Consider the following 13,983-nt stretch of genomic DNA (forward strand, 5'->3'; position numbering starts at 1 on the left):
TCTCACCTCCTTGGCGTTTCGTACCCCCTTAGCTTACCGACGTTTGGTGAAAAAACGGTGAAACGAAACATTCATGCCGCGGTCAGGTTTCTTTCAGCTTCATTTCAGCTTGTCCTGGTATGGTATTCGCACACGCGTAGGCAGAAAGCGAGGTTATCGATAAATGAATCTATTATTAGCGGAAGACGATATTCGCCTCGGCGAGTTGATCGTGCATATGATGAGCGTCAAAACCGGCAGCCGGGTCGACTGGGTCATGACCGGGGAGGAAGCGTACGATTACGCGATGGCCGCGTCGTACGACGTGATTCTGCTCGATTGGATGATGCCGGAGGGCGATGGGGCGACGATCTGCCGACGATTGCGCAAGGCCGGCTATGCCGGCGCGATTCTGATGCTGACCGCCCGGGATACGGTGCAGGATCGGGTGGCCGGACTCGATGCGGGAGCGGACGATTATCTCGTGAAGCCGTTCGAGATCGACGAGCTGCTGGCAAGGGTTCGCGCGCTGACCCGCCGTAATTTCGCGCCGTTGGTAGAAGAGACGGTGCAGCTCGGCCCCATGCGGCTGAACCGGAGCAGCCATGAAGTGCAGCTGGGCGACCAGCGGATTCTGCTCACCCCGAGAGAGTTTCAGATCGTGGACCTGCTGGCCGTCAACCGGGGACGGGTACTCACCCGCGAGCTCATTCTCGACCGCATCTGGGGCTACGACTCCGACGTCAGTCTGAAGATCATCGACGCGACCGTCAAGCTCGCGCGCAAGAAGCTGGAGCTGGCCGGGCAGCAAGGGCTCATCCAGAGCGTCCGCGGCGTCGGGTACCGCATCCATGCGTAGGCGGCCCGGACGGCGCCAGAAGGAGCGCGCCGGCGATATTATACGCCGCACCCGATGGCGGCTAACCGCGCAGTACAGCCTGCTGCTCCTGCTGCTGCTCGGCTTGTTCGCGGGAGCGGCGTATTCCCTGCTGGAGGCGTCTGCCCGCAGCGAGCAGGAGAGCAAGATCCAGACGCTGCTGGATGACGAATTCCGGTTGATCGACGAGCATGGCGGCAATACGCGGGGCAAAAGCTTCATGGCGGAGAAGGATGATTATTTCGCGGTTGGCGGCGACCAGGCGTTCTATTATTGGATCGACGCCCAGGGCAGCCTCTTGTTCGGAGACGAGAATCAAAGCGGCCTTCGCGAGCAAGCGCTCCAGTCGTTCCGGCATTGGAACGCCGGAGCGGACGAGTCCCGCGTCGTCGAACTTCGTGCGGAGAGCCGGCTCCGGCGGGTTCGGGACATGCATCAGGAGGACGGGGAGCGGACCCCTTATCTGGTGGCGAGCCGTACCATGACCGCTGGCGGCCGCGAGGTCGGGACGTTATTCGTCGGCATCGACATCTCCTCCCAGGAGCGCATGCTGCGCAGCGCGGCGTTCGTGCTGGGCGGCCTGACTCTCGTCTTCGCGATCGCGGCCGTATACGTCAGCCACTTGATGTCCAAACGCGCGATGGCGCCGATCGAACGCTCGCTCGTCCGCCAGCGCGAATTCGTCGCCGATGCTTCGCATGAGCTGCGCACCCCGCTCAGCGTGCTGCTAGCCTCGATCGAAGCGCTCGGCATGAGCGTCCCGTCCGCGTCCGATAAGACGGACGACCGGTTCGCCGTCCAGACGCTCGGCCATATGAAGGAGGAAGTGAAGGGCATGACGCGCCTGGTCGGCGACCTGCTCTATCTGGCCCGGACCGATTCGGGGGCGGCCCAGCTCCATCTGGAATGGTTCGACTTAAGAGCGAGCGCAGAGCGGACGCTGCAGGGCATGACGCCGTTATTCGAGGCGAAGGCGATGCCGATCGCCTTCCACGCCCCGGAGCATCTGCCGGTCTACGGGGACGAGCAGCGGCTAACGCAGCTGCTCGTCATTCTGCTCGACAACGCGCTAAAATATTCCTCGAGCGCAAGCCCCGTCCAGGTGACGATCAACGAAGAACGGACGCGCCAGCAGCGCACCGTCATCTTGTCGGTCGCCGACAAGGGAGTCGGCATTCGAGCCGAGGATCAGGCGAAAATCTTCGAACGGTTCTACCGGGAGGACAAAGCCCGCACGCGCCAGCACGGCGGTCATGGGCTGGGACTTGCCATCGCCAAGCAGATCGCCAGCGCGTGCGGCGGCACGATTCGCGTCAAGAGCGCGCCGGGCGAAGGGAGCACGTTCACGGTGCGCATTCCGGCCGAGTTCCGTTAATTCGGCCATAAATTCCCCCGCACTTTTTGAGGTCGTAGAAACGCTGAAATCCCCGTAAATACTGGGGATTTTAAATATGCAAAATTTGACTGCAATAGTCCTCTCTATGGCGGGACGAATATGGCCCTGTTTGTGGTTTGGATTTGTTCCCGGTGGAGGGCACAGCCTCCCTGAGGCAGGGCTTGTATCTCGTTCGGCGGCTCTACCATTGAAAGGTGTACCTTCGGTTCCGATACGTTTTGCTAAGGAGGGGAAGTGCGCTGAGCTCGTTAGGAAACGAAAATAAGCCACCATGGCACAGGCAGCTCCTTCGGGTTACTTATTTCTTATGTGGCATAGCCTTCGTCAGCGTCCATATGACGGCCAGCACTTCTTCCAAGCTCTCAAAATGACCGTGATACCTAAGGTTGCCATTGGTATCCGTAACGTTCTCAGGGAACTGAACATGTAGAGGGTCAAATCGCTTTGTATCCTCTCGCGCATTCGGGTCATCATCATGGTCGTGGTTGTGGAATTTCATGATTAACGAGTCGTCTGCATTGTACCAATTATACCAGAACTTATTTAGCCTAAGCCCCTGGAACTGGCCTTCTTCAGAACAATCAAGGTATGAACCATCCTCAAACCTGATTTTGAACTTCGGTTTTAGTGTAGATGAACTGATGATACGAACAGTGACCGTGTCCGGGAATAGGCCCTTGATTATATCCTCATCTGGAATCGTGAGCTTAGTCCCGTACGAGTACTCGGCCAACTAACTCTTCTTTCCTTTTCAACAAGTAGGACCAAACATCTACATCCAATCCCCCGAAATCGATAATTTCCCCGGCATTCAATCGTGCAGTTAGCTCTTGTATTGTTCCGTACTTTTCCTCAAAGCCGTTTAGTTGTCTTTCAAGAGACGTTAGCTCGTCTTCTTGTGACTCCTCCTCAGCTCTGCGCAAATATTCCTGGTATTTAGCTGCGAGCTTACCTACCAACACTTCCGTTCCATTCGGCATTGTAAGAACGCTAGTGGATGGGATCTCAATGTGCTGACCGGTCACTTCACGCATTACTCCTTTAAATTGTCCGCGAGCCACCCAACGAGAAATCGTCTTTTGACTCACCCCAACCATATCCGCAACCTCGCTGGTCGAGTAGTACTCCACTTTCGGTGCCGCCGCAAGAGTCCATGCCTGCAATGCCTCGTGCTTGAATTTTTCAAACACGTCCGGGTCCTCGCTCAGTACTTCATCCGCAACAGGGGGCAACTTAAAACCAGCCACACCCAGCAAATCCTCGACCATGCGATAAATGACAATTTGGTCAAATGCGGATTGCGCAGATGAAAATATGTTCTTCACAAATTCGTCTTTATGCTCTTTGATATACACCAGCTGCATCGAAGACATTGTCATCACCTCTCACCTCCATTCTACCATGAATTTCCTTCGAGGTGTCCACTTAGTTTAACAAATGTCCATTTAATGTCCTTTTAATATCATCTTATTCACTTCCTTGTCAAATTAAACATGTCCCAATAAATTTATTTGCTCAGCTCTCCCTCGTTACTTTAGTAACAATAATTAGGATTCCTTTAACCAGAATAGCCCGCCGCCCCATGATGCTCATGAAGGCGGCAGGCATCCCGCAAATTCCCGGCGTTCACTCGATAAGCGCATCATCCCGCCAGGCTGGCTACGAGCTCTTCCGCAGCGGCCTGCACGCTTCCCGCGGAATGTACAGCTTCACCTCCGCCGCCTCTGACAGCCGGCGCGATTGCGCGTCGTGCAGCGCATCGACCGTCACGTTGCCCAGCGCTCCCGCCTCGACCTCGAATCGCTTGATGCTGCCCAAGATGGATACGCCGTTCACTCGGCCGCTCACCACCGCACAGGATTGCTCCGCCCCGTCCGGCTCCTCCGAGGCGAGTCGAATGCCGATCGCCTCGGGCCGGACCGCGAACAGCTCGCCCGGCGGCCAGTCGCCAAGTCCCGACTCCGTCAATCGCTCTCGCTCCCAGACGTTGTAGCTGCCGATGAACCGGCTTACGAATTCCGTCGCGGGCGCCGCATAGATATCATCCGGGCTCCCTTCCTGCTCGATGACGCCGCGGTTCATGACGATAATACGGTCGGAGATCGTCAGCGCCTCCTCTTGATCGTGCGTCACGAACACGGTCGTCATGCGAAGTTTCCGCTGGATGGCGCGAATCTCCGCCCGCAGACTGCGCCGAATCTGCGCGTCGAGCGCGCTCAGCGGCTCGTCGAGCAGCAGCACCTTCGGGCGCTTCACGAGCGCTCGGCCAAGCGCGACGCGCTGCTGCTGGCCGCCCGACAGCTGGGCCGGATACCGGTCCTCCATCCCCGCAAGCGCGATGATGTCGAGCATCTCGCTTACGAGCGGCGTATATTCGGCGCGCTTCATGCCATCCATTTTGAGCCCGAAAGCGATATTCTCGAATACGGTCATGTTGGGGAAGAGCGCGTAGGATTGGAACACCATGCCGACCTGCCGCTCCTTCGGCGGCAGCGCCGATACGTCGCGGCCCCCGATGACGATTGAGCCCTCGTCGATGCCGGTCAGGCCCGCGATCGCCCGCAGCAGCGTGCTTTTGCCGCAGCCGGACGGTCCGAGCAGCGTCACCAGCTCGCCTTCCCCGATCTCAATATTGACCCGATTCAGCACGATTTGCTGCTGGTAAGCCTTCCGCACGTTCCCGATCCGGACGAAGCTCACGGTTATTCCTCCTTTGCAGCTGACGGCGTTCTCTGCCGGGCTTCCAGCGCCCGAGCTTCAGAATAAGGCCGGATATGATTAAAGTAAGCGCAAAATAAGCGATAACGACCGCGCTCGCCGACTGGCCGGTCGATTTCATCTCGTTGTACAAATACATCTGCACCGTCTCGTACTCGCCGCCGACGAGCATTTTGGCCATGACGAACTCACCGAATATTATCGAGAACGACAGCAGCGCCGCCACCATCGTACCCGGCAAAATGTTCGGCAGAATGACCCGGCGGAAAGCCGCCCACCGTCCCGCTCCAAGCATCTCCGCCGCTTCCATGAGCTCGCCCGCCCGAATCGTGCGCAGGCTGCCTCTAACGCTCTGGTAGATGTACGGCTGCACGAGCGTGAGATAGACCCCGATCAGAATCCACGGCGTGCCGGTAATCGGCAGCGGGCCGCTCGAATACAGCTTCATCAGGCCGATCGCCGTAACGACCGGGGGAAAGGCGAACGGCAGCAGCACGGCCGCCTGCAGCGCCCGCTCCCACTTCGGGAAGTAGACCGCGAGCACGAATATCGCGGGCACGAGCACGAGCAGCGATAGCGTCACGCTGACGACGCCGACAAACACGCTTCGCCCGATGGCTTCCAGGAAGCGGATATCGGTGAAAATTTGCCGGTACCACGCCAGCGTATAGCCGTCCGGGAGCAGCTCGGACTGCCACTGCTTGGCAAAGGAGTACAGTAGCGTCGCGGCGATCGGCAGGAACAAGTAGATCAGCAGCAGCGTAACGACGGAACGATGCCACAGCTTGCCGCCCGATGGGCCGCCCGCTTGCCGGCGGGCACCGCCTGGTAGACCGTGCGGTTGTCCGTTAGGAGCAGCAAGAGGCGCCGGCGCGGCATCGACCCGCTGGGCGTCCTCTCTAGGCGCCGGTGATCGCTCCTCCATCACAACCCCCTCCTTCTCGACACCCTGCTCATCCACTCGTTGAGCAGGATTGCCAGCAGCATGATCATCGCCAGGATGACCGCCAAGGCGCTCCCCAGCTCGAAGTTCGGGAAGATGTCGCCGGAGACGAGCGCGGAGATGCGGATCGCGAGCAAATTATAATTCGAGCCGGTCAGCGCGTACGCCGTCGCGTAAGCGCCCAGCGCATTGGCGAACAGCATGCCGAAGGTGCCGACGATGGAAGGAAGCAGCATCGGAACGCCGATGTGCCGCCAGAAGCGGAAGGCCGAGGCGCCGAGCACCGAAGCCGCCTCCCGCCACTCCTCGCGAATGCCATAGTAGGCCGGGTAGAGCAGCATGACCGCCAGCGGCACCTGGAAATAAACGTAGATGAGCGTGAGCCCCAACTCGGAGTACAGATCGAATGTGCCGAACGTCTCGATGCCGAATTTGCGCGCCATGATCGTGAAGACGCCGTTATTGCCCAGCAGAATCATGAACGCGAAGGCCAGCGGCACGCCGGCGAAATTGCCGATCATGTTCGTAAGCATGAGCAAGGAATCCCGCATGCGCGTCGTGAAGCGGGTGATCGAGTACGCGCAGAGCAGCGCGACGAGGACGGCCATCACGCCGGAGAGCAGCGCGATGCGCAGGCTGTTGGTCAACGCCTGCACATAGAGCGGACCGCTCAGCCCTTTGACATAATGGCCAAGGGTGAACCCTTGGCCATTGCTATCCTGGAAGCTCAATATGAGCATGCGGATGATTGGAATAAGTTCGAAGGCGCCGATCCAGATCAGGAGCGGAAGCAGCGCCAGCAGCATTATTTTACGTTGGCCTGCACCTGTTCTAACCATGCATTCGGCAGCTCCTTAAGGGCGTTCTCCCACGCCTTGAAGTCCCGGATCGGCTTCGCGTTCACATATTCCTCGGCGCCTATCAGCTTGCTGCTGACGTCATCCGGCAGCTTCACGCCGTCGCGGATCGGCTTCGCATATCCCCGGGCCAAATTGATTTGCCCCTCGTCGCTCAATATATAAGCGCGCGCCAGCTTCGCCGCATTCGGGCTCTTCGAATTTTTGTTGATGATCGTCGCATAGCCGCTAATGACGCTACCCTCTGACGGAATGTGCACGTCGAATTTGGCCGGATCGATCTGATCGCGGTAGCCGAGCGAGTTGAAATCCCACAGCAGCACGACTTCGGTCTCGCCCTTCTGAATGTTCGGCACGCTCGGCTCCACCTTGGAGATGCGGTCCTGCTTGGCCAGCTCGGCGAAGAAATCCAAGCCCGGCTGCACATTCGTCTCGTCCCCGCCGAACGCGAGCGCGGCCGCGAGCACGGCGTGCTGCGCCTGCGACGCCTTCGTCACGTCGCCCACCGTCACCTTGTACGAGCCGGCTTTCACGTCTGCCCAGCTCGTCGGGCACTTGTCCACGAGCGTGTTGTTGCACAAGAAGGAGATCGACCCGGTATAGCCGACGATCCAGTCGCCGTCATCGTCCTTGGCCCAATCCGGGATGTCGTCCCAGAACGGCGTCTTATATTTCATCGTCAAGCCCTTCTCCTCGGCCAGCGGCCCGAACGCGATGCCGACGTCGCCGATATCCGGCGGGCTGTTCTTCTCCGACTCGAATTTGGCCAGCTCCTCCGCGCTCGACATGTCCGTATCCGTATGCTCGATCTTGTATTTGCTCTTCAAATCTGCCCAGGTGTCCTTCCAGTTCGCCCAGGAATCCGGCATGCCGACGCTGCTCAGCTTGCCTTCCTGCTCCGCCAGCGGCGCCAGCGCATCCATTGTCGGATTGTCTTCCGCCGACGCTTCGCTTCCGGCTGCGGCTTGATTGCCGGCCGTCCCGGAATCGGAATTCGCGCTCTTGTTGGCATTCGTATTGGCTTTCGTGTTGGCGTTCGTATTAGCGTTTGCGTTCGCATTCGCGTTCGCCGCCTCGTCTCCGCTCGATGAACAGCCTGCCAGCAGCAGTCCGCCCGCCAATAGAATCGCGGACAGCTTGACCCCTTTTGCATGATTCCCCTTCATACCCCTCATCCTCCCATAATGGTTCTGTATCTGCGTCTGCGTAACCCCTGCCTGCCGGCTTGGCCCGTCTTGGTGCAGCTGCATCTTGGGATGAGATCCAATGACCGGTGTTCCAATAATCTACCTCGTTGAATTGACGACTTATTATGTTTAATGACCATTCATGTGGTCGCGAGAAAAATATATCGCACACCCCCAACAGGGTCAACGAAACTTATTGTAAAAACTTGTCTCGATTTTACATAAAATTCACATTCCTGCCGCGGACTTCGCAAGGCGCCGAATAACGTCGCGGTTCGCGGTGCCTAGCCTCCATGTTGCCGCAAGACGACAAAAAGGCGGCTGCGCTTCACCATTCGCGCAGCCGCCTTATGAGCGGTACCTATTCTTTGTAGCCTGCCGTTATTGCAGCACGACCTTGTCGCCTGGCTTCAAGCCCTTCAGCACTTCCGTCTTCTCCGGCGTCTCCATGCCGATCTCGATGTCCCGGCGCTCGATCGCGCCGCCTTGATCCAGCATGACATACGCTTTATCCTTCTCGCGCATGACCGCGATCGTCGGGACGACAGTGACGTTCTCCTTGCGCTCGGTCTCGATCTGGCCGTTCAAGCTGAGGCCGGCGATCAAATATTCGTTCGCCGCCAGACTAATGACGACCTCGAATTGGGCAGCCTGGTCAATATTGTTCTGATCGGTGCCCGTCTTGGCGAATTTGGATACGCGCAGCACCTTGCCCGTCAGCTTAAGCTCCTTCTTCGCGTTCATCTTCACCGCCACGGCCATGCCGGGCTTGATCCGGAAGACATCCTGCTCGCCGACGAGCGCGATGAACTGCAGCTTGTCCAGGTCGACAATCTTGCCGATGTACTGATTGTCCGTCACCGCCTGCGGCCGCTTGCCCGCCGTCTCGTACAGGAAGATTCCGCTAGCCGGGGACCGGTAATCGGCCTGGCTCACCAGCTTCTTCTTCTCGGCTACCGTCTTGCGCTGGATGGAGGCATTGACCTCGTTCAGCTCGCGCGTCAACCGCGCCATCTCTTCGTTCGCATGAGCACGCTTAACCTGCGACTCGGTGACGCCAACCCCCGTCTCCTGCTGGTCCAGCTGCGCGACATACGCCTGCAGTTCGGCTTCCAGACTTGCCTTGCGTAGCGTTGCTTCCTCCTGCGCAATCTCGTTCTGCAGCGCGCTGCGGTCCAACTGGAACAGCACGTCGCCCTGCTTTACCTGCTGCCCGTCGGTCACCTTCCACTTCGTCACCTCGGAGCCGAACGGCGCATAGACCGACGTCTCCTGCTCGTAGAGCGATTTGCCTTTCACCTCGACGGTATTGGACAGCGTCTCCCGGGTCACCTCGAACGTGATCGCCTGGGCATCCGCCATGCCCTCCGCCGGCTGCGCGGGCGGCCGCGAGACCATATACAGTCCGCCGCTGATGCCGACCAGCACGATTCCGATAATCAGCCACTTGATGATGCGTTTCATTGCTATTGCTCCCCCTCTATAACGGAAATACCGCCTTCTAATCTCGTCGGATGGCCGTCAACGCGTCCGTGCGCGAAGCGCTAATGGCCGGATAAATGCCGGATATGATGCCTGTCACGATCGCGAACGCCATGCCGACCGGGATGGCCGTCAGCGGGATGAAAATCACGACCGCGTCCTGGGCATCCGCCAGCTTGTTAATGAGGGCGTTGATCCCCCATACGATCCAATACGAGAACAGCACGCCGAGCAGACCGCCCAAGAACCCGAGCAGACCGGCTTCGACGATGAACATATTGCGAATTTGCGCCAGGTTCGCCCCGAGCACCTTCATGATCCCGATTTGGCGGCGCCGCTGGTAGGTCGACATCGTCATGGCCACGACGATCGAGATCGACGCGATGATAAGTATGAAGACGCCCCCGCCAAGGGCGACCGCCTTCAATATTTTGAACTGGTCGGCCAGCCGCTCCTTCTGATGCAGGTTGGTCATCGTCGACAGCGTCAGCTTCTGAATCTGCTGTTCGACGGACTTAATGTGATCTTGGCTGTCCACCTTCACCAGCACGGAGTTGTACGACTCGCTCGCGCCCGTGCTGGTCGCCATGCCCATCTCCCGCTTGAGCAGATCGGCCGTCTCCAGCGACACGTAAGCCTTCTTGTCGTTAACCAGCATGTTCTCGCTTACGCCCGCGGGCTTCTTCAGCACCCCCGCCACCTGCAGCGGCGAGCTCGGCTTCGATTGGCCGCCTTGCGGGTTGTAGCCCTGCAGCTGGATCTGCCGCTGATACAGCGCGGCCGGCACCCGCTCGAGCTTCTGGTACTGGTCCTGCAAATTCTCGTCGTACGGATTTTGCGACAGCTGGTTCAGCAGCTTCTGCCGCGTCTCCTCGTCCGCAAGGCCAAGCGTTCCGCCGTAACTGAGCACGACCGCACCCGCCAGCTCGCTCGGTCCACCCTGCATGAACGTCTTATCGAACGGTTCCAGCATGGTCAGGTCCGTTCCGATGACCTCCACGTAAGACTTGCGCCCGTCGGTCGTCTGCATATCGAAGTATCCCAGCTGCTCGAAAGGAGCAACGGCGACAACGTGCTGCAAGCTGCGCATGACCTCAACCTTCTGGCCGGTCAACTTGCCGCGGTCGAGCTCCGCCCCGTCCGCCTGCTGCCCGCTTCCACCGCCGGCCGGGTTGCCGCTCCGGACACCCTCGTTGGCGGAGACGGTGATCTCGTCCATCTTGAAGAAGCTGTTCATCTCATTCTCGATATACTGTTGGGCCGACTCCCCGATGCTCATCGCCAGAATGATCGCCGCGCAGCCGATGGACAGCCCTGCCGCGCACAGGCCGGTGACGACCTTCCGCCTGCGGACCTGATCCCAGGACAGCCGGGTCAAATCGCGGACTCTCATGTCGCCTCACCTCCGACGGCCGCGGCCTCTTGCGTCTCCGCTTGCTGCTCGGTAATGAGCCGGCCGTCCCGCAGCGTTATGATGTGCTGCGTCTGCTGCGCGACCTCCCGCTCATGCGTGACGATGACGAACGTCGTGCTGAGCGTCTCGTTCAGCTGCTTGAGGATCGCGAGAATCTCTTCCTCCGTCCGCGTATCCAGGTTGCCCGTCGGCTCGTCGGCGAAGATGACCGACGGTTCGGTAATGAGCGAGCGCGCGATGCTGACCCGCTGCTGCTGGCCGCCGGATAGCTGCGACGGGAACAGCTCCGATTTGTCCGGGATGCCCACCTGCTCCAATAGCTTCATCGCCTTCTGCTTGCGGATGCCAGGGGCTACCGACTGGAAGACGAGCGGCAGCTCGACGTTCTCCCGCACGGTCAAATTATCGATGAGCTCGTACGCCTGAAAAATAAATCCGATATGACGCCGCCTGAACTCGGCCAGCTTGTTCTCGCTCATCTGCACGATGTTATGATCGGCAATATAGATCGCGCCTTCGGTCGGCTTCATGAGTCCGGCCATGAGATTGAGCAGCGTCGATTTGCCTGAGCCCGAGCTGCCGAGCAGCGCGACGATCTCGCCCTGATTAACCGTGAAGTCCACCGACCGGAGCACGGGCGTAATCTCCGTCCCGTTCTTGAACGAATGGGACACGTTCTCTACACGCAGCAACCGCGCTTCCCCCTTTTTTGCTAACGATGATTGTCATTCAATCCATTAATAAGAAGAACCATTGCCATACATAGTTTGGATTGCGGCGGAAAAATTCGGGCGGGCGCTATGATCCGGCCTTCCATCGAAAAATGCTTCCCTGCATAATTCCATCTCGTATGCTGCATGAACATGGTATCGTTTCATCGTTTTAATGTAAATCGGTCTGCAGCATGACGTACCGCTCTCTGCCCGTCATCCGATTCGTCGCCAACGTTCCCGATTTGTTCGCATCTCCCGCTTTTTCCCGAAGCCGCGAGGGAGGCTCGTATGCTACACTACCAATAGCTTTTCATAGAAAACGGGCAAGGAGAGTATGCGAGCATGAGACTGGTATCTTGGAACGTCAACGGGCTGCGCGCCTGCGTCAATAAAGGGTTCAACGACTACTTCCGCGAGATGGACGCAGATATTTTCTGCGTGCAAGAGACGAAGCTGCAAGAGGGGCAGTTATGCTTGGACTACGGGGATATCTATACGCAGTACTGGAACTACGCGGTGAAGAAGGGCTACTCGGGTACGGCCGTGTTCACCAAACGCAAGCCGCTCTCCGTCTATTACGGACTCGAGGAGAACGACGAGCCGGAGGGCCGCACGATTACGCTGGAGTTCGAGGATTTCTATCTGGTCAACGTCTATACGCCGAACGCCAAGCGCGACTTGTCCCGTCTACCCTATCGGCTGGAGTGGGAGGACCGGTTCCGCGCCTATCTGCTCGAGCTGGATAGCCGCAAGCCGGTCATCGTCTGCGGAGATCTGAACGTCGCCCATGCCGAAATCGACCTGAAGAACGCCAAGTCCAACTACGGCAACTCCGGCTTCACGGACGAAGAGCGCGGCAAAATGACCGAGCTGCTCGCGGCCGGCTTCACCGATTCGTTCCGCCACTTCTACCCGGACCGGGAAGGGGCGTACACGTGGTGGTCGTACATGGCCAAGGTGCGCGAGCGGAATATCGGCTGGCGGATCGACTACTTCCTCGTCTCGAACCGCCTCGTGCCGCAACTCACGGACGCCCGCATCGACGCGGATATTATGGGCAGCGACCATTGCCCGGTCGTGCTCGAGCTGGCGGACGCCTAGACAAGCGCGGCGCATGAAGGGAACGGCAGCGTGAAGAAGCATGCCTCGCAGATGCGGGCATGCTTCTTCGGTATTCCCCGGACGTCCAAGCCTATGGCCTTGACACGGTCAAAGGCACAGCACGACATAGGGTACAGCATTACACAGGATGCAAGACACAGGACGCAAGACACAGCAAAAGGCCGCCTCGATTGTCATGCCAAATGACGATCGAGGCGGCCTTTTGCCATGTCGATCCGAGCCTCGTGAATCACGCTCCGATACTCACGGGACGTTCCGATGCTCGCGATACGGTTCATGGCCGCTTGGCTGGTGGGGCGCCGCTATTGATGCGCCCCTCCGGCTCTAGCCAACTCCTCCAGCATGCGCTCGCTGCTCTTCTCCAGCTGCATCGGATAGAGCCGGACCTTCTCGGGAATGTCCTTCAGCAGCTGGTCGTAGACGGCTGCCGACGCATAGATCAGGTCGGCCGACGCCAGCGCGTCGGCGGACACCGCTTGCTGCCGGCTCTCCAGCACGCTCGGCACGATCTGCGCAATGCCCGCCTCCTCGACCCGCATCGCCATCCACTGCCCGCCTTCCTTGCCGAGACAGACGAAGCCGACGCGCGTGCCAGCTTCCAGCCGGGCGAGCTGCAGCAGCCCCGCCGGGTCCAGCGTTGCGCCGATGACTTCAACAGGGATGTTGAACGGCGCTAGCAGCGACTTGATCTCGTCGGCGTGATTCAGCGTCGCGACGACGAGACTGGCGCGCCCGATGGATTCGGCGACCGCCTCCCGGCCCGAACGCAAATCCTCCAAGAAGACGGTATGCACCGCTTCGCCCGTAATGCGCGCAATTTCGCCGCTATAGAAGAAATGGTCATGCTCCCTGCACTCGACGAGCGCGATATGGCGCCCTTCCTGCGGCTTGCTCGTACTCAGCAGCGTATAGGCCAGCGAAGCGAGGAAGAACTCCTCCAGCGCGATACCCTGCGCCCGGGCTTCCTCGATCGTGCGGCCCAGCAGCTCGTGCATCGGCTGCCGCCTCTCCCGCAGCTTCGCGACGATCGGACCGCTGACGACCTGCGTGCCGCGCCCCTTCTGAATGTTGAGCACCCCTTCGTCGCGGAGCTGAGTGTAGACGAGATTTACGGTGTTGCGATTAATGCCGAGCGAGTCCGCCAGCTGATTGGCCGCGGGAAGCATGTCGCCCGGCTCGATGAGACCGATGCCGATGAGCCACTTGAGCTGTTCTTTGACTTGGACGTTAACGGAAAAGGATAGCTGGGAATCCACTTTTAACGACAACTCGCGGTTCACGGTTTTCCCCTCTTT

Annotated in this window: 13 protein-coding genes; 3 read left to right on the forward strand and 10 right to left on the reverse strand. The window is 59.2% G+C overall.

The window, feature by feature from the left end; genetic code table 11:
- Positions 1–163 precede the first annotated feature (163 nt).
- Both ACFFSY_RS32645 and ACFFSY_RS32650 read left to right on the forward strand, forming a co-directional pair.
- Positions 164–838, forward strand: coding sequence for a response regulator transcription factor (locus ACFFSY_RS32645; protein WP_377502349.1), 675 nt, complete (start codon positions 164–166; stop codon positions 836–838).
- The gene (locus ACFFSY_RS32650) at positions 831–2,231 is read left to right on the forward strand and encodes a sensor histidine kinase (RefSeq protein WP_377502352.1); all 1,401 of its coding nucleotides are present in this window, start codon (positions 831–833) and stop codon (positions 2,229–2,231) included. The genes ACFFSY_RS32645 and ACFFSY_RS32650 overlap by 8 nt, the downstream gene beginning before the upstream one ends.
- A 319-nt stretch (positions 2,232–2,550) precedes the next feature.
- Here the strand turns inward: ACFFSY_RS32650 and ACFFSY_RS32655 are convergent, their stop codons facing one another.
- The 9 genes from ACFFSY_RS32655 to ACFFSY_RS32695 all read right to left on the reverse strand — a co-directional run bounded on the left by ACFFSY_RS32655 (position 2,551) and on the right by ACFFSY_RS32695 (position 11,545).
- Positions 2,551–2,985, reverse strand: coding sequence for a toxin-antitoxin system TumE family protein (locus ACFFSY_RS32655; RefSeq protein ID WP_377502355.1), 435 nt, complete (start codon positions 2,983–2,985; stop codon positions 2,551–2,553).
- Positions 2,960–3,625: a helix-turn-helix domain-containing protein gene (locus ACFFSY_RS32660; protein WP_377502358.1), complete on the reverse strand. Its 666-nt coding sequence runs from the start codon at positions 3,623–3,625 to the stop codon at positions 2,960–2,962. Before ACFFSY_RS32660 ends, ACFFSY_RS32655 begins: the two co-directional genes overlap by 26 nt.
- Positions 3,626–3,911: 286 nt before the next feature.
- Positions 3,912–4,952, reverse strand: a complete 1,041-nt coding sequence (locus ACFFSY_RS32665; RefSeq protein ID WP_377502361.1) for an ABC transporter ATP-binding protein — start codon at positions 4,950–4,952, stop codon at positions 3,912–3,914.
- Positions 4,879–5,895 (reverse strand): ABC transporter permease, encoded by a 1,017-nt coding sequence (locus tag ACFFSY_RS32670; protein WP_377502364.1) that lies wholly within the window; start codon positions 5,893–5,895, stop codon positions 4,879–4,881. The genes ACFFSY_RS32665 and ACFFSY_RS32670 overlap by 74 nt, the downstream gene beginning before the upstream one ends.
- Positions 5,895–6,752 carry an ABC transporter permease gene (locus ACFFSY_RS32675; protein WP_377502366.1) on the reverse strand — a complete coding sequence of 286 codons (858 nt, stop codon included), beginning with the start codon at positions 6,750–6,752 and terminating at the stop codon, positions 5,895–5,897. Before ACFFSY_RS32675 ends, ACFFSY_RS32670 begins: the two co-directional genes overlap by 1 nt.
- Entirely contained in the window at positions 6,719–7,936 is a 1,218-nt protein-coding gene (locus tag ACFFSY_RS32680) for an ABC transporter substrate-binding protein (protein ID WP_377502369.1), read from the reverse strand. Before ACFFSY_RS32680 ends, ACFFSY_RS32675 begins: the two co-directional genes overlap by 34 nt.
- A gap of 402 nt (positions 7,937–8,338) precedes the next feature.
- A complete protein-coding gene (locus tag ACFFSY_RS32685; protein ID WP_377502372.1) occupies positions 8,339–9,421 on the reverse strand; it encodes an efflux RND transporter periplasmic adaptor subunit in 1,083 nt (360 codons plus the stop codon).
- A 37-nt stretch (positions 9,422–9,458) separates the two neighbouring features.
- A complete protein-coding gene (locus ACFFSY_RS32690; protein WP_377502375.1) occupies positions 9,459–10,832 on the reverse strand; it encodes an ABC transporter permease in 1,374 nt (457 codons plus the stop codon).
- The gene (locus ACFFSY_RS32695; RefSeq protein WP_377502378.1) at positions 10,829–11,545 is read right to left on the reverse strand and encodes an ABC transporter ATP-binding protein; all 717 of its coding nucleotides are present in this window, start codon (positions 11,543–11,545) and stop codon (positions 10,829–10,831) included. The genes ACFFSY_RS32690 and ACFFSY_RS32695 overlap by 4 nt, the downstream gene beginning before the upstream one ends.
- A 363-nt stretch (positions 11,546–11,908) precedes the next feature.
- On the opposite strand from ACFFSY_RS32695, the gene ACFFSY_RS32700 reads away from it, so the two are divergent.
- Positions 11,909–12,667, forward strand: a complete 759-nt coding sequence (locus ACFFSY_RS32700; RefSeq protein ID WP_377502381.1) for an exodeoxyribonuclease III — start codon at positions 11,909–11,911, stop codon at positions 12,665–12,667.
- 323 nt (positions 12,668–12,990) lie between these two features.
- On the opposite strand, the gene ACFFSY_RS32705 is transcribed toward ACFFSY_RS32700, so the two are convergent.
- Positions 12,991–13,968, reverse strand: coding sequence for a GntR family transcriptional regulator (locus ACFFSY_RS32705; protein WP_377502384.1), 978 nt, complete (start codon positions 13,966–13,968; stop codon positions 12,991–12,993).
- Between the last annotated feature and the right edge of the window lie 15 nt (positions 13,969–13,983).

The organism is Paenibacillus aurantiacus (genome assembly GCF_042431225.1).
In the GTDB taxonomy this organism is placed as follows: domain Bacteria; phylum Bacillota; class Bacilli; order Paenibacillales; family Paenibacillaceae; genus Paenibacillus_Z; species Paenibacillus_Z aurantiacus.